At 70.1% G+C, this 15,309-nt stretch carries 13 protein-coding genes and 1 tRNA gene; 5 read left to right on the top strand and 9 right to left on the bottom strand.

Annotated elements, in window-relative coordinates:
• Window positions 1-25: 25 nt before the first annotated feature.
• The 8 genes from E9232_RS35660 to E9232_RS35625 form a co-directional block, all read right to left on the bottom strand.
• Complete coding sequence (locus tag E9232_RS35660; RefSeq protein ID WP_309802246.1) at window positions 26-793, bottom strand: enoyl-CoA hydratase-related protein; 768 nt, start codon at window positions 791-793, stop codon at window positions 26-28.
• A 104-nt stretch (window positions 794-897) separates the two neighbouring features.
• On the bottom strand, window positions 898-2,094 hold the full coding sequence (locus E9232_RS35655) for a BaiN/RdsA family NAD(P)/FAD-dependent oxidoreductase (protein ID WP_309802245.1): 1,197 nt from the start codon (window positions 2,092-2,094) through the stop codon (window positions 898-900).
• Window positions 2,095-2,299: 205 nt separating this feature from the next.
• Window positions 2,300-3,727: a gamma-aminobutyraldehyde dehydrogenase gene (locus E9232_RS35650; RefSeq protein ID WP_309802244.1), complete on the bottom strand. Its 1,428-nt coding sequence runs from the start codon at window positions 3,725-3,727 to the stop codon at window positions 2,300-2,302.
• Window positions 3,728-3,759: 32 nt separating this feature from the next.
• Entirely contained in the window at window positions 3,760-4,596 is an 837-nt protein-coding gene (locus tag E9232_RS35645; RefSeq protein ID WP_309802242.1) for an ABC transporter permease, read from the bottom strand.
• Window positions 4,586-5,530 (bottom strand): ABC transporter permease, encoded by a 945-nt coding sequence (locus tag E9232_RS35640; RefSeq protein ID WP_309802240.1) that lies wholly within the window; start codon window positions 5,528-5,530, stop codon window positions 4,586-4,588. Before E9232_RS35640 ends, E9232_RS35645 begins: the two co-directional genes overlap by 11 nt.
• Window positions 5,527-6,582: an ABC transporter ATP-binding protein gene (locus E9232_RS35635; protein ID WP_309802237.1), complete on the bottom strand. Its 1,056-nt coding sequence runs from the start codon at window positions 6,580-6,582 to the stop codon at window positions 5,527-5,529. The genes E9232_RS35640 and E9232_RS35635 overlap by 4 nt, the downstream gene beginning before the upstream one ends.
• A gap of 184 nt (window positions 6,583-6,766) precedes the next feature.
• A complete protein-coding gene (locus E9232_RS35630; RefSeq protein WP_309802236.1) occupies window positions 6,767-7,933 on the bottom strand; it encodes an ABC transporter substrate-binding protein in 1,167 nt (388 codons plus the stop codon).
• A gap of 108 nt (window positions 7,934-8,041) precedes the next feature.
• Window positions 8,042-8,956 (bottom strand): LysR family transcriptional regulator, encoded by a 915-nt coding sequence (locus E9232_RS35625; protein WP_309802235.1) that lies wholly within the window; start codon window positions 8,954-8,956, stop codon window positions 8,042-8,044.
• A gap of 354 nt (window positions 8,957-9,310) precedes the next feature.
• On the opposite strand from E9232_RS35625, the gene E9232_RS35620 reads away from it, so the two are divergent.
• The 3 genes from E9232_RS35620 to E9232_RS35610 all read left to right on the top strand — a co-directional run bounded on the left by E9232_RS35620 (window position 9,311) and on the right by E9232_RS35610 (window position 11,926).
• Window positions 9,311-10,708, top strand: a complete 1,398-nt coding sequence (locus E9232_RS35620; protein ID WP_309802233.1) for a DEAD/DEAH box helicase — start codon at window positions 9,311-9,313, stop codon at window positions 10,706-10,708.
• 61 nt (window positions 10,709-10,769) lie between these two features.
• Window positions 10,770-11,771: a tRNA dihydrouridine(20/20a) synthase DusA gene (dusA, locus tag E9232_RS35615; protein WP_309802231.1), complete on the top strand. Its 1,002-nt coding sequence runs from the start codon at window positions 10,770-10,772 to the stop codon at window positions 11,769-11,771.
• Between the two features lie 80 nt (window positions 11,772-11,851).
• A tRNA-Val gene (locus E9232_RS35610) sits at window positions 11,852-11,926 on the top strand.
• Window positions 11,927-11,979: 53 nt separating this feature from the next.
• Here the strand turns inward: E9232_RS35610 and E9232_RS35605 are convergent.
• Entirely contained in the window at window positions 11,980-12,735 is a 756-nt protein-coding gene (locus E9232_RS35605) for an alpha/beta hydrolase (RefSeq protein ID WP_309802230.1), read from the bottom strand.
• Window positions 12,736-12,854: 119 nt separating this feature from the next.
• On the opposite strand from E9232_RS35605, the gene E9232_RS35600 reads away from it, so the two are divergent.
• A complete protein-coding gene (locus E9232_RS35600; protein WP_309802229.1) occupies window positions 12,855-13,694 on the top strand; it encodes a DUF3108 domain-containing protein in 840 nt (279 codons plus the stop codon).
• A 121-nt stretch (window positions 13,695-13,815) separates the two neighbouring features.
• Entirely contained in the window at window positions 13,816-15,174 is a 1,359-nt protein-coding gene (glmU, locus tag E9232_RS35595) for a bifunctional UDP-N-acetylglucosamine diphosphorylase/glucosamine-1-phosphate N-acetyltransferase GlmU (protein WP_309802227.1), read from the top strand.
• Window positions 15,175-15,309: the final 135 nt, after the last annotated feature.

Genomic DNA, 15,309 nt, shown 5'->3' with positions numbered 1-15,309 from the left:
GCGAAACCAGCCTGAGCAACCCGCTCTAATCGAAGCGGCTGAAATCCGGCTTCCGCTTCTCCAGGAAGGCGGTGAAGGCTTCCTTGGCCTCGGCGGATTTCAGCTGGGCGCCGAAGGCCTCGACCTCCAGGGTCATGGCCTCGCGCACCGCGGCCTGGTGCGGCGCCCGCAGCAGCGCCTTGGTCTGGCGCAGCGCCGCCGGCGGCAGGGCGGCCAGCCGCGCCGCCACGGCGGTGAGCTCGGCATCCAGCGTGGTCTCGGCGATCAGCCGGGTGATCAGCCCGGCGGCCAGCGCCGCCTCGGCGCCGAAGCCCTCGCCGGTCAGCAGCCACCAGGAGGCCTTCAGCCGGCCGGCGGCTGCGGGCAGCAGCAGGGTGGACGCCGCCTCCGGCACCAGGCCGAGCTGGACGAAGGGCAGCTGGAACCGGGCCGAGGGCGTGGCCAGCACCACGTCGCAATGCAGCAGCATGGTGGTGCCGATGCCGATCGCGGCGCCGCGGATCCCGGCGACCAGCGGCTTGGGAAAGGCGGCAAGCGCGTCGAAGAAGTCCAGCACCGGCCGCAGCCCGGTCTCGCCGCCGGTGGCGAGGAAGTCGGCGATGTCGTTGCCGGCGGAGAAGTCGTCGCCGCCGCGCAGGATGACCAGGCGCACCGCCGGGTCCGCCGCGGCCTTCTGCAGCGCCTCCGTCAGGCCCTGGTACATCGTCATGTTGATGGCGTTCTTCTTCTCCGGCCGGTTCAGCCGGATGGTCATGGCCGGACCGTTGGTTTCGGTCAGGATCGGATCGGTCATGGCGGTGCTCCCAAGGTCGCTGCTGCGCCACGCTAGAGAGGTGATCCCGTCCCTGTCGAGCAGGTTGCGCCGGTGCTACCCGCCGCCGGCCCGTCGCAGAGGGATCAGCCGATCAGAGACCGGGCGACCGCGACGCCGGTGGCGAAGCAGCCCTGCAGCAGGTAGCCGCCGGTCGGCGCCTCCCAGTCCAGCATCTCGCCGCAGGCGTAGAGGCCGGGCAGGGCGCGCAGCTCCAGGGCCGGCGTCAGCGCCTCGGCCCGGATGCCGCCGGCGGTCGAGATGGCGCGGTCCAGCGGCCGGATGCCGGTCAGGCGCAGCGGCACCGCCTTGATCGCCGCAGCCAGTGCCTCCGGCGTCGCCAGAGCGTCGGGCGGGAAGCCCTCGCGCAGCAGCGGATAGGCCCAGCCGGGGAGTGACAGGGCGCGGCGCAGCCGGTTCGGGGCGCTGTCGCTGCTGCCGGTGTGGCCCAGCCGTTCCGAGGCCTCGGCCAGGCTCATGTCGGGTCTCAGGTCGAGCACCAGGGTTGCACTGCCCTCGCGCCCGATCGCCTCGCGCAGTTCGGGCCCGAGGGCGTAGACGGCGCCGCCCTCGATGCCGCTTGCGGTGATCACCGCCTCGCCTCGCACCATGCGTCCGGCGAAGGACAGGGCGATGCGCTTCAGCGGCGTGCCGGCGAAGCGGTCGCGCAGATGGCTCGACCAGGCGATGTCGAAGCCGCCATTGGCCGGGGCCAGGGGCGTGATCGCCACGCCGCGCGCCGCCAGGACCGGGGCCCAGGCGCCGGTGCCGCCGAGGCGCGGCCAGCTGGCGCCGCCCAGCGCCAGGATGGTGGCGTCGGCCTCGACCGGGGCCTCGCCCTCCGGCCCGTGCAGCACCGGCCGGCCGTCATCGGTCAGCCCCGTCCACTCGTGCCGGGTGTTGAATGTCACATTGAGGCTGTCGAGCCGGCGCAGCCAGGCGCGCAGCAGCGGCGAGGCCTTCAGGCTCTGCGGGAACACCCGCCCGCTCGACCCGACGAAGGTCGGGATGCCGAGGTCGTGGCTCCACGCCTGCAGGTCGTCTGGGGTGAAGGCGCGGACCAGCGGCTCCATCCACGCCCGGGCGGTCCCATAGCGGGTGACGAACTGGTCCAGCGGCTCGGAATGGGTCAGGTTCAGCCCGCCGCGCCCGGCCATCAGGAACTTCCGACCCACCGTCGGCATGCGGTCGTAGACGGTGACGCGCCGCCCAGCCTCGGCCAGGCGCTGCGCGGCGATCAGCCCGGCGGGGCCGCCGCCGATGATGGTGATGGACTGGGGCAAGGGGACAGCCGGATGTTGCGGGGCGCGGACCCTACCGCGTCCGGCCCCCGAGGCCAAGCCGCGTGCCGCAAGTCCGGTTCCCCACGCCCTATTCTGTCATGCCACGGCTTGACCGTGGCATCCAGGGCGGCCAAAGCGGCTCTGTGTGGCCCCTGGATTGCCCGGTCAAGCCGGGCAATGACAAGGAGTGGAGGGCGGAGTTGGGTCAGCTGAAGTTCATCATCACGTGCCGCAGCACGGTGTAGTCCTCCAGCCCGTACATCGACATGTCCTTGCCGTAGCCGGACATCTTCAGCCCGCCATGCGGCATCTCGGCGGTCAGGGTGAAGTGGGCGTTGACCCAGACGCAGCCATACTGCAGCCGGGCCGAGGTCTTCAGCGCCGTCTTCACATTGCTGGTCCAGACCGAGGAGGCGAGGCCGTAGTCGCTGTCATTGGCCCAGGCGATCGCGGCGTCCGGGTCGTCGAAGCGGGTGACCGAGACCACCGGGCCGAACACCTCCTTGCGCACGATCTCGTCGGTCTGCAGCGCGCCGGCCACCAGGGTCGGCTTGAAGAAGAAGCCGCCGCCCTCGGCCTTGCCGCCGCCGGCCAGGATCTCGGTGTGCTTCTGCGCCGCCGCGCGCTCGACGAAGCTGGCCACCCGCTCGCGCTGGCGCTCGCTGATCAGCGGCCCGATCTCGCTCGCGGCATCGTCCGGCGCGCCGTATTTCAGGGTGGAGACGGCGCTGGCCAGGTCGGCCACCAGGCGGTCGTAGATCTTGGGCCCGGCATAGACCCGACAGGCGGCGGTGCAGTCCTGGCCGGCATTGTAGAAGCCGCCGGCGCGCACGCCCGCCACCACCGCCTCGAGGTCGGCGTCGTCGAACACCAGCACCGGCGCCTTGCCGCCGAGCTCGAGATGGGTGCGCTTCAGGGTCTTGGCCGCGGATTGCAGCACCTTCTGGCCGGTGGCGATGTCGCCGGTCAGCGACACCATGCGGACCTGCGGGTGGCTGGTCAGCCCGGCGCCCACGGTCTCGCCGCGGCCGGCGACGATGTTGATCACGCCCTTGGGGAAGATCTCGGCCAAGGTGCGGGCCAGGCGCAGCGCGGTCAGCGGCGTCTGCTCCGACGGCTTCATCACCACGGTGTTGCCGGCGGCCAGCGCCGGGGCGACCTTCCAGGCCAGCATCATCAGCGGGTAGTTCCACGGCGCGATCGACCCGACCACGCCGATCGGGTCGCGCCGGATCATGCTGGTGTGGTTGGCGACGTATTCCCCGGCGGCCGACCCGGTCAGGCAGCGGGTGGCGCCGGCGAAGAAGCGGAAGGTGTCGACGATCGCCGGGATCTCGTCCTCCAGCACCCGGGCGTAGGGCTTGCCGCAGTTCAGCGATTCCAGCCGGGCATAGGTCTCGGCGTCGCGCTCGATCGCGTCGGCCAGCTTGAGCAGATGCCCCGCGCGCTGGGCCGGGGTGGTCTGCGACCAGCTGTCGAAGGCCCGCGCGGCGGCGGCGACGGCGGCGTTGAGCTGGGCCTGCGAGGCCTCCGGCACATCGACCACCAGCTTGCCGGTGGCCGGATTCAGGACCTTCTCGGCCGGGCCCTCGCCCTTGACCAGGGCGCCGTCGATCAGAAGCTCGATGTCCATGGAATGGTCTCCCTTGAAGGGGCGGTCCGGTCTTACTTGCCGGAGCCGGAAAAATCGTGGGTGTCGCGGGTCAGGTAGTAGGCGCCGAGGATCGGCAGGAAGGTGACGACGATGACGATGATGGCGACGACATTGGTCACCGGCCGCTGCCGCGGCTTGATCAGCTCGGTCAGCATCCAGATCGGCAGGGTCTGCTGCTGCCCGGCGGTGAAGGTGGTGACGATGACTTCGTCGAAGCTCAGCGCGAAGGCCAGCATGCCGCCGGCCAGCAGCGCGGTGGCGATGTTCGGCAGCACCACGTGGCGGAAGGTCTGGAACCCGTCGGCGCCGAGGTCCATCGACGCCTCGATCAGCGAGCCGGAGGTGCGGCGGAACCGGGCCAGCACGTTGTTGTAGACCACGACGATGCAGAAGGTGGCGTGGCCGATGACGATGGTCCAGAAGCTGAACGGGATCTCCAGCAGCGCATAGGCCGAGCGCAGGGCGATGCCGGTGATGATGCCGGGCAGGGCGATCGGCAGGATGATCAGCAGCGACAGCGTCTCGCGCCCGAAGAATTTGCTGCGCCAGACGGCCGCCGCGGCGCAGGTGCCCAGCACGATGGCGAGCAGCGTCGACATCGCCGCCACCCGGACCGACAGCCCCAGCGCCGCCCAGATGTCCGGCCGCTCGAACCAGGCCACGCCGAACCAGTGCAGCGTCAGGTCCGGCGGCGGGAACTGGAAGGTCTTCTCGTCGCTGGAGAAGGCGTAGAGCAGGATGAACAGCAGCGGCAGGTGCAGGAACAGGATGCCGCCGAGCGCCGCCAGCCGCAGCCCGTGCGGGGCGCGGATGCCGCTGGTGACCTTGCCCTTGGCATCAGAGCGCATCGAAGGCCCCCAGGCGTTTCGCCGCGGTGAGGTAGATGCCCATGATCACGATCGGCACCACGGTGAAGGCGGCGGCCAGGGGCACGTTGCCGGCGGTGCCCTGCAGCTGCAGAACGACCTGGCCGATGAACGGCCGCGACGACCCGATGATGCCGGGGATGATGTAGTCGCCCAACGTCAGCGAGAAGGTGAAGATCGATCCGGCGACCACGCCCGGGAAGGCCAGCGGCAGGATCACGGTGCGGAAGGTCTGGCCGGGCCTGGCGCCGAGATCGGCCGAGGCTTCGGTCAGCGACCGCGGCACCCGCTCCAGCGACGCCTGCAGCGGCAGGATCATGTAGGGCAGCCAGATGTAGGTGAACACCAGGGCGGTGCCGATATAGGCGCTGGACAGGGACGGCCCGCCGACCACCGGCAGGGCCAGGATGCCGTCCAGCAGCCAGGTTAGGTGCAGCTGGCCGGCCAGCCAGGTGATCACACCCTCGCGGGCCAGGATCAGCTTCCAGGCATAGACCTTGACCAGGTAGCTCGACCACAGCGGCAGCATGATCGCGATGTAGAACGCCGCCTTGGCCCGGCCGCGGGCGTAGCGCGCGACGTAGTAGGCGATCGGAAAGGCGATCAGGGCGCAGATCACGGTGACGGCGGCCGCCATGGTCGCCGTGCGCAGCACGATGTCCATGTTGGCGGCGGTGAACAGGTCGCCATAGGTCGACAGGGTGAATTCCGGAACGATCATCCCGGTGAAGCCGTCGACCGAATAGAAGCTCTGCAGCAGCAGCGCGAACAGCGAGCCGAGATAGATCACCCCGAGCCACAGCACCGGCGGCACCAGCAGCAGGATCAGCACCAGCCAGCCGTTGCGGTACAGCAGGCGGGAGGCGCGGCGGCCGAAGCCGTCCGCGGCCGGGGCGGGCAGGGTGGCGGCGATCATGCCGCGACATCCGCTTGCGGATGCGCCGCGACGTCCGCCAACGGATGGGCGTGGTCGCGGCGCCAGCTCAGCCGCACGGCCTCGCCGGGTGATTTCGGCGCGGTGTCGAGGTTGGATTCGATCACATCGATGGCACCGCCGGGCGCCAGCGCCACGCGGTAGCGGGTGGTGGCGCCGAGGAAGCTGACGCCGTCGACCGTGCCGGCGACCTCGACCGAATCCGCCGGCACGGCCTGGCCGTCGACCAGGATGCGGATGCGCTCCGGCCGCAGGGCGAAGGCCCGGTCCTGGCCCATCAGCTTTCCGGCGGTAGCGGCGTCGACCATGTTGGAGGCGCCGACGAAGCCGGCGACGAAGGCGGTGGCCGGGCGGTCGTAGATCGCGCTCGGCGTGTCGATCTGCTCGACCCGGCCGAGGTTGAACACCGCCACCCGGTCGCTCATCGCCAGGGCCTCGCCTTGGTCGTGGGTGACATAGACGAAGGTGATGCCGACCTGGCGCTGCAGCGCCTTCAGCTCCTCCTGCATCGCCTCGCGCAGCTTGAGGTCGAGGGCGCCGAGCGGTTCGTCCAGCAGCAGGACGGAGGGGCGGTTGACCAAGGCGCGGGCCAGGGCGACGCGCTGGCGCTGGCCGCCGGACAGTTGGGCCGGCCGCCGCCCGGCGAAATCGCCGAGCTTGACCATGCCGAGCATCGCCTCGGCCTGGCGGCGGCGTTCGGCCTTGGGCACCCGGCGGATCATCAGGCCGTAGGCCACGTTCTCCCAAACGCTCATATGCGGGAACAGGGCGTAGTCCTGGAACACGGTGTTGACGTCGCGGTCATAGGGCGGGGTGGCGGACACGTCGCGGCCGTGCAGCAGCAGGTGGCCCGCGGTCGGCTGCTCGAAGCCGGCGATCAGGCGCAGGCAGGTGGTCTTGCCCGAGCCGGAGGGGCCGAGCATCGAGAAGAACTCGCCGTCGCGGATCTCGAAGCTGACGTCGTTGACCGCTCGCACCGCCCCGAAATGGCGGCTGACATGGTCGAAGCGGACGGCGCTGCTGCTGTCGGTCATGGGTATGCCGTGCCTTGCTGATAGGCGAGCGGATGGCGAAGCGTTGTCCGCCGCAATACACATCGTCATTCCCGCGGAAGCGGGAATCTCTTCGGGTGATGTCCCTTTGAGATCCCCGCTTTCGCGGGGATGACGGAAGAAGAGTGGGAGCGGCGTCCCAGGATCCGGAACGCCGCTCTAGGACCTATCTACCGCCCAGGATGGCGATGTAGTCCGTGGTCCAGCGCAGATACGGGACGCAGCCTTCCGGATGGTCGGTGCATTGCTGGCGCGGCGTGGTCCAGAAGTGGATCTTGTCGAAATTGTCGAAGCCGTTGGCCTTGCAGCCCTCGGCGCCGAGCAGCTCGTTGCCCTCGCAGGCCGCCGGCACCACCGGCACCGAGCCGAACCAGGCGGCCAGGTCGCCCTGCGCCTTCTTGTTCAGCGAATGCTCGATCCACTTGTAGGCGCAGTTCGGATGCGCCGCGTCGGCGTGCAGCATGGTGGTGTCGGCCCAGCCGGTCGCGCCTTCCTCGGGGATGACGCTGGCGATCGGCTTGTTCTGCGATTTCAGCAGGTTGACCTGGAACGGCCAGGTCGAGGAGGCGACCACGCCCTCGTTGATGAAGTCGTCGACCTGCACCGCGGCGTCGTGCCAGTAGCGCACCACCAGCTGGCGCTGGCCGCGCAGCAGGTCGGTCGCCGCCTTGTACTGCTCCTCGTTCAGCTGATACGGGTCCTTGATGCCCAGCTCGGGCTTGTGCTTCATCAGGTATAGCGCCGCGTCGGCGATGTAGATCGGCCCGTCATAGGCCTCGACCCGGCCCTTGTTCGGCTTGCCGTCGGGCAGGGTCTGCGGCTCGAACACCACGCTCCAGCTCTTCGGTGGCTCCTTGAACACCTCGGTGTTGTAGGCCAGCACGTTCGGCCCCCACTGGTAGGGCACGCCGTAATGCTTGCCGTCGACGGTGAACCAGGGCGCGTCCTGCAGCCGCTTGTCGACGGTCTTCCAGCTCGGGACCAGGTTGGTGTTGATCTCCTGCACCCGCTTTCCGTAGATCAGGCGCAGGCTGGCGTCGCCGGAGGCGGTGACGAGGTCGAAGCCGCCCTCGTTCATCAGCGCCACCATCTCGTCCGAGGTGCCGGCGATCTTGACGTTGACCTTGCAGCCGGTCTCCTTCTCGAAGCCGGTGACCCAGTCATAGGCCTTGTCGGTGTCGCCGCGCTCGACGTAGCCGGCCCAGGCGACGATGTCGACCTGGCCTTCGCCCGCGCCGATCGCCGTCAGCGGCGCGGCAACGGCCAGGGTGGTGGTGCAGAACACGGCCAGGGCGCTGCCCAGGGCCAGGCTCCGGCGTAGACGCGATCCCATCTTGTTCTCCCCGTTGTTCGTTCGACGTCGTTGGGAAGAAGCGTAGGTCCGTTGCCGGGATGGCGAGAAATATGAAATATCCTGATTTTCTATCGGTAAAACCGATGGCTAAAGCGACCGCAGCCGTGGAGCCGGGTGCGTCCGCGCCACCTGGATGAAGGTCTCGGCCTGGACCGAGAGGGGCGAGCCGCGGCGCCAGACCACGCCGACATCCAGCGTCGGCAGCGGGTCGGCGATCGGCCGCGCCTCGATCCGGTCGCCTTCCAGCGACCACGGGCGGTAGGCCATGTCGGGCAGGATGGCGACGCCGGCGCCGGTCGCCACCAGGCTGCGCACGGCCTCGACCGAGGCGGTGCGCAGCACCCGCTCCGGGATCAGCCCGGCGGCCCGCCAGAACAGGTCGCTGGCCTCAACGATCTCGTCCACCGCCAGGGCGATCAGCGGCTCGCCGACGATCTCGGCCAGCGGGATCGCCTCGCGCCCCATGAAGCGGTGGTCGGGCGGCAGCCACAGCCGGCTTTCGGAGCGGACCAGGACCTCGCTCTCCAGCGCGTCGCGGTTCTCCAGGGTCGAGACGATCATCACCGCGACCGTGATCTCGCCGTTGATCAGCAGGTGCTCGATATAGGTGCGCTCCTCCTCGATCACCTGCACCGTGACGTTGGGGAACACCCGGCGGAACCGGGCCAGCAGGTCGGCCAGGAAATAGCCGGAGACCATGGTGGTGACACCGAGGGGCAGGGTGCCCTGGACCGCCTCGGGCAGGGTCTTCAGCGCGTTCTGGGCGTCGGCCACCGCGGCCAGGATGACGCGGGCGTGGCGCAGGAACTGGTGGCCGGGATAGGTCAGGATCACGCCGCGGGCGTGGCGCTCGAACAGGCGCGCGCCGGTCTGCTCCTCCAGCGCCTTCAGCGCGTCGGTGATCGCCGATTGCGAGATGCCGACCGCCGCGGCGCCGCCGGAGACCGATCCGGCCTCGGCCACCGCGGTGAAATAGGCGATCTGGCGCAGAGTGACGTTCATGGGGTCGAGCGTCCCGCGCGGCGGGGATTATCTGCAAGAAAAATCGATGGCTGGCGCTATCACTCAAGCGAAACCGAACGGAAATAATCGGTCGCGCAGCGCAGGTCAGGATTGCAACCCTCGGCGGGGCTTGACTTTTGTGCGCTGCGCAACGACATTCCGGTCGCTGCAGAAGCAGCCGTCGGCAACCGATCGCGTGAACGCGCCCCTTGGGGATGTGTCCTGTCGGTCCCGATCGAATCCATCCGACTGCCCAGATCGCGCGGGGCGTCATCGTCAACCCCGCGCTCTTCCCCACGACGCCCGTACACACGGAGTCGGTGGTTCGGCGTCGTCGTTACCGAAAGCACCCTTTTGACCAATTTCACTGATCTCGGCCTCAATCCGCTCCTTCTTAAGGCGCTGACCGCCGAGAACTACGAGACGCCGACGCCGATCCAGGCGCAGGCCATCCCCCATCTCATGCAGGGCCGTGACCTGCTGGGCGTCGCCCAGACCGGCACCGGCAAGACTGCCGCCTTCGCCCTGCCCATCCTGCACCGCCTGATGGCCGACCGGCGCACCGCGCCGCGCCGCGGCTGCCGCGTGCTGGTGCTGAGCCCGACCCGCGAGCTGGCCAGCCAGATCGCCGAGAGCTTCCGCGTCTACGGCCGCCACCTGCCGCTGACCCGCACCACCGTGTTCGGCGGCGTCGGCATGGGCCCGCAGATCCGCACCATGGCGCAGGGCGTCGACGTCCTGGTCGCCACCCCGGGCCGCCTGCTGGACCTGATGTCCCAGGGCGCCATCCGGCTCAGCGACCTCGAGGTCTTCGTCCTGGACGAGGCCGACCAGATGCTGGACATGGGCTTCATCCATGCCATCCGGAAGATCGTCGCCACCATCCCGGCGAAGCGCCAGAGCCTGTTCTTCTCGGCCACCATGCCGACCGACATCGCCGACCTCGCCGGCCGCCTGCTGACCGACCCGGTCAAGGTGGCGGTGACCCCGGTCGCGACCACGGCCGAGCGGATCGAGCAGCGCGTCATGTTCGTCGAGAAGGACGACAAGCGCTCGCTGCTGATCGAGATCCTGCGTGACGAGGCCATCCGCCGCGTCCTGGTGTTCACCCGCACCAAGCACGGCGCCGACCGCGTCGCCAAGCAGCTGACCCAGGCCGGCATCAACGCCGATGCCATCCACGGCAACAAGTCGCAGAGCCAGCGCGAGCGGGCCCTGCTGGGCTTCCGCAACGGCAAGGTCCGGGTGCTGGTGGCCACCGACATCGCCGCCCGCGGCATCGATGTCGACGGCGTCACCCATGTCGTCAACTTCGAGCTGCCGAACGTGCCGGAAAGCTACGTCCACCGTATCGGCCGCACCGCGCGCGCCGGCGCCGAGGGCATGGCGATCTCGTTCTGCGATGTCGAGGAGCGGGCGTTCCTGCGCGACATCGAGAAGCTGATCCGCCAGCCGGTTCCGGTGGTCGAGGACCACGCCTACCGCTCGACCGTGCCGTTCCGCCAGGGTGGGGCCGGTCCGGCCCCGCGCCAGAACCAGAGCCGCGGCCGGCCGCAGGGCCAGGGCCAACGTCCGCATGGCCAGGGGCAGCGGCCCCAGGGCCAGCGCCCGCATGGCCATGGTCATCAGGGGCAGGGCCAGCGTCCGTCGCACCAGGGCCATGGCGCCGATCGTCCGGCGCGCCAGGTAGCGGCCCCGGCCAATGACGGCGGCTCCGCGCCGATGCGTCGCCGGTCGCCCGCCGGCCGGTAAGGTAACCATGACGGCCGGGGCCAAGGCTTGGCTCCGGCCGGTTTGACAGTAGACTGCGTCCATGCCGCGCAATCCCACGCACCGCCTCTCCGTGGCGCCGATGATGGACTGGACGGACCGGCATTGCCGGTTTTTCCTGCGCCTGATCTCGCGCCACGCTTTGCTCTACACCGAGATGGTGACCACCGGCGCGGTGCTGCATGGCGACCGCGACCGCATCCTGGGCTTTTCCGGGCCCGAGCATCCGGTCGCGCTGCAGCTCGGCGGCAGCGACCCCGAGGCGATGGCGAAGTCCGCCGCGATCGGGGCCGAGCGCGGCTATGACGAGATCAACATCAATGTCGGCTGCCCCAGCGACCGGGTGCAGTCCGGCCGTTTCGGCGCCTGCCTGATGGCGGAGCCGGCGACCGTCGCCGCCTGCGTTTCGGCGATGCGCGCCGCCTGCGACGTGCCGGTCACGGTGAAGTCGCGCATCGGCATCGACGACCGCGACAGTTACGAGCTGCTGGCCGAGTTCATCGGCACCATCGCCGCCGCCGGCTGCGACACCTTCACGGTGCATGCCCGCAAGGCCTGGCTGAGCGGGCTGAGCCCGAAGGAGAATCGCGAGATCCCACCGCTGCGCTACGATGTGGTGCACCGGCTGAAGCGGGATTTCCCGCACCTCACCATCGCGATCAACGGCGGCATCACCTCGCTCGACGCCGCCGAGGCGCAGCTGGCGCTGGTCGACGGCGTGATGATCGGCCGCGAGGCCTACCAGAACCCCTGGATGCTGGCCGAGGCCGACCGCCGGATCTTCGGCGACAGCGACGCGCCGGTCCGCAGCCGCCAGGAGATCGTCGAGGCGTTCCTGCCCTATGTCGAGGCGATGCGCTCGCAGGGCGCGCCGCTGGGCGCCATGACCCGCCACCTGCTGGGCCTGTACCAGGCGGTGCCGGGCGCCCGCGCCTTCCGCCGCCACATCGCCGAAAACGCCCATCGCGCCGGGGCCGGGCCGGAGGTGCTGCGCACCGCCGTCGACCTGGTCGAGAGCGCGATCGAACAGCGCCGCGCGGCCTGACGAAAAGACAGTCGGGCCGCCGCATTGCGGCCTTGACAGCCGGGACGCCGCCCCGTACTTAAGCGGCCCCGACGACGCGGGGGCGCGTAGCTCAGCGGGAGAGCACTCCCTTCACACGGGAGGGGTCACAGGTTCAATCCCTGTCGCGCCCACCATTCCTTCCCCGATCGTCGATCCCATCCCTGCCGGCAGGCCGCCCAGCGGCGCTTCAGCCCAGCGCAGCCTTCAGGAAGGCCAGCGCCGCCTGCCAGTTCGCTTCCGCGCCGCCGGGATTGCGCGCTGCGATCAGCGTCGACGAGCCGTGGACGCCGCCCTGGCTCGGCACATACTGCACCTTCACCTGCGCCGGCGATGCCGCCAGGATGGCGCGGGCCGCGGCGATCTCTCCCGCATCCTGGGCCGAGGTCACGAAGACCGGCGCGCGCAGCTGCGCCGACGCCCGGCGGACCGCGTCCGACGGGTTCAGGTATTCGCCCGGCGAGAAGGCGAGCACGGCCCGCACCGCCCCGGGATGCTCCGCCGCGACCAGGAAGACCAGCGCCGCCGAATAGCTGCTGCCCCACAGGACCAGAGGCTGGTGCTGCGCCTCGCCCCAGCGCAGGGCACCCTCCAGATCCTGCTTCGCGGCGAGGTAGCCGGGGTCGCGGCCCAGGCCGGCGGCGGTCTCGTTGACCCCGAACAGGGATCCGCCGGACCGCTGGTCGACCGCGAGCGCGCTGTATCCTGCCGCCGCCAGCCGCGGCGCGATCGTCGCATACTCGTCCTTGCTCGATCCCGCCTGATGGAACAGCAGGATCAGCGCCTTGGGGGTCGCGGCGGGATAGTAGCGGGCGTGGACCGTCACGCCGTCGCTGGCCTGGAAGGTCAACGGCGTGGCCTCCGGCGGCGGCGCTGCCCCCGCAGGCTGGAGACCGGCGGTTGCCAGCAGGGCGGCGGCGAGGAGGGTTGAGAGGATGCGCATCATCCCGGCTGTTCGCCGACCACGCCCAGGATGTTTCACGGCCGGCCCCTGGATATCGCCGCAATCGCGCCCCAGTTTCTCTGCAGTTTGACGAACGCCACCGCAACGATCATCGAGGCAGCATGCCCCGCGCGTTTCCGACCCTCGCCGCCGCCGCGTCCCTCGCTTTGACCGCCACGGCGCCGGCCCTGGCGGCCGACGCCCAGGCCCGCATGACCTATGACGTCTATGTCGGCGGCCTGCGCATGCTCGAGGTGGAATCGGGCCTGGCCCTCGGCGCCGACCGCTACGACGTCGACCTGTCGGCCCATGTCGTCGGCATCGCCGCCGCCTTCAGCGACTGGCGCTCGAACGTGCGGTCGAGCGGGGCGGTGGACGGGCCGCGGGTGCAGCCGGCCCGCAACGTGGTGCAGCGCATCAACGGCGACAGCGACAAGACCACCACCATCACCTTCCTCGGCGGCGGCAAGATGGATGTCGAGATCGTGCCGAGCACCAAGCCCAAGCGCGAGCAGGCCATCCCGCCGCAGCAGCTGGTCCACGCCCTGGACCCGATGAGCGGCGTGGTCTCGATCCTGCAGGCCATGCATGTCGGCGCCGCCGCCTGCACCGGCCAGGTCCCGGTGTTCGACGGCCGCCGGCTGTACCGCGCCGATCTGGCCGATGGCGGCACGGTGATGCTGGATAAGGCGGAGCAGGGGATGTATGGCGGCCAGGCCCAGCGCTGCACCATCTCGCTGACCCCGATGGTCGGCGACTTCAACTTCGGCGACGAGCGGCGCAACGCCAAACCGACCGAATACCTGCAGCGCACCTCGCGGGCGCCGGACCAGCGGGTGATCACGACCTGGCTGGCATCGCCCGGCGGCAACCTGCCGGCGGTGCCGGTGCGGATCGAGAGCGAATCCCCCTGGGGTCGCGTCATTGTGCATCTGCGGGCGGTTGCGGCCGGCGCCTCCTGATCCCCTGGCCGATGGGTGCCGTCGCAGGGCGTAACCCGGCGAAACAATAATTGAATTCCGGTTTGCCGATCACCGTGGCAGACCACTATGCGCGATCCCGTGACGCTGGAGCCCGAGCCAAGTGAGTGCTGTCGCCTGCCTGATCCTCGCCGCCGGCAAGGGCACCCGGATGAAGTCCGACCGGCCCAAGGTGATGCATGAGATCGCCGGCCGGTCGATGCTGGGCCATGTCGTCGCCGCCGCCCAGGCGCTGTCGCCGGAGCGGATCGTGGTCGTGGTCGGCCCGGGCATGGATGCGGTGGCCAGGAGCGTCGCCCCGGTCCCCACCGTGATCCAGCCCGCCCAGAAGGGCACCGGCGACGCGGTGCGGGCCGCGCTGCCGGCGATCGCGGGTTTCGAGGGCGACGTCATCGTCCTGTTCGGCGACACCCCGCTGCTGTCCCCGGCGACGCTGGAGCGGCTGATCGAGGCCCGCCGCGCCGCCGCCGACCCGGCGGTCGTGGTGTTGGGCATGCGCCCCGCGGACCCGGCCCAGTACGGCCGGCTGGTGCTGTCCGGCCAGGGCGGGCTGGACCGCATCGTCGAATTCTCCGAGGCCGATGAGGTCGAGCGCGGCATCGGCCTGTGCAATGCCGGCATCATGACCTTCGACGGCCGCCGGCTGCCGGAGCTGATCGCGGCGCTGCGCGACGGCAACGCCAAGGGCGAGTTCTTCCTGACCGACACGGTGGCCGCCGCCCGCGCCCGCGGCTGGGCCTGCAGCGTGGTCGAGGGCGATCCCGACGAGGTGCTGGGCATCAATTCGCGGGTCGAGCTGGCCGACGCCGAGGCCATCCTGCAGGACCGGCTGCGCCGCCGCGCCATGATCGAGGGCGCCACCCTGGTCGACCCCAAGACGGTGTGGTTCTCGTCCGACACCAGGATCGGGCGCGACGTGGTGATCGGGCCGTCGACCTTCTTCGGCCCCGGCGTCACGGTCGAGGACAGGGTCGAGATCCTGGGCTTCAGCCATATCGAAGGGGCGACGATCCGCACCGGCGCCCGCATCGGGCCCTTCGCCCGGCTGCGGCCGACCACCACGGTGGGCGAGGGGGCGCATGTCGGCAATTTCGTCGAGCTGAAGGCCGCCGACCTCGCGGCCGGCGCCAAGGCCAACCACCTGACCTATCTCGGCGACGTCTCGGTCGGCGCCAAAACCAACATCGGCGCCGGGACCATCGTCTCGAACTACGACGGCTACAACAAGTTCCGCACCAGCATCGGGGCCGAGGTTTTCATCGGCTCGGACACCGTGCTGGTGGCGCCGCTGACGGTCGGCGACGGGGCGAATATCGCCGCCGGCAGCGTCATCACCCGCGACGTGGCGCCGGATTCGCTGGCGATCGGCCGCGCCCGGCAGGAGGACAAGCCCGGCTGGGCCCCCGCCTATCGTGAGAGGAAACGGGCCGAAAAGGCCAAACGTGAGCGGGAGAAGAGCTGAATGTGCGGCATTGTCGGCATCGTCGGGACCAAGCCGGTCGCCGGCCGCCTGGTCGAGGCGCTGAAGCGCCTGGAGTATCGCGGCTATGATTCCGCCGGCATCGCGACCCTGGTGGGCGGGCGGATCGAGCGCCGC

The organism is Inquilinus ginsengisoli (assembly GCF_031453975.1).
Taxonomy (GTDB): Bacteria; Pseudomonadota; Alphaproteobacteria; order DSM-16000; family Inquilinaceae; genus Inquilinus; species Inquilinus ginsengisoli_A.
Note: the sequence above shows the minus strand (reverse complement) of the source record. Positions and strands in the feature narration are given on the sequence as shown.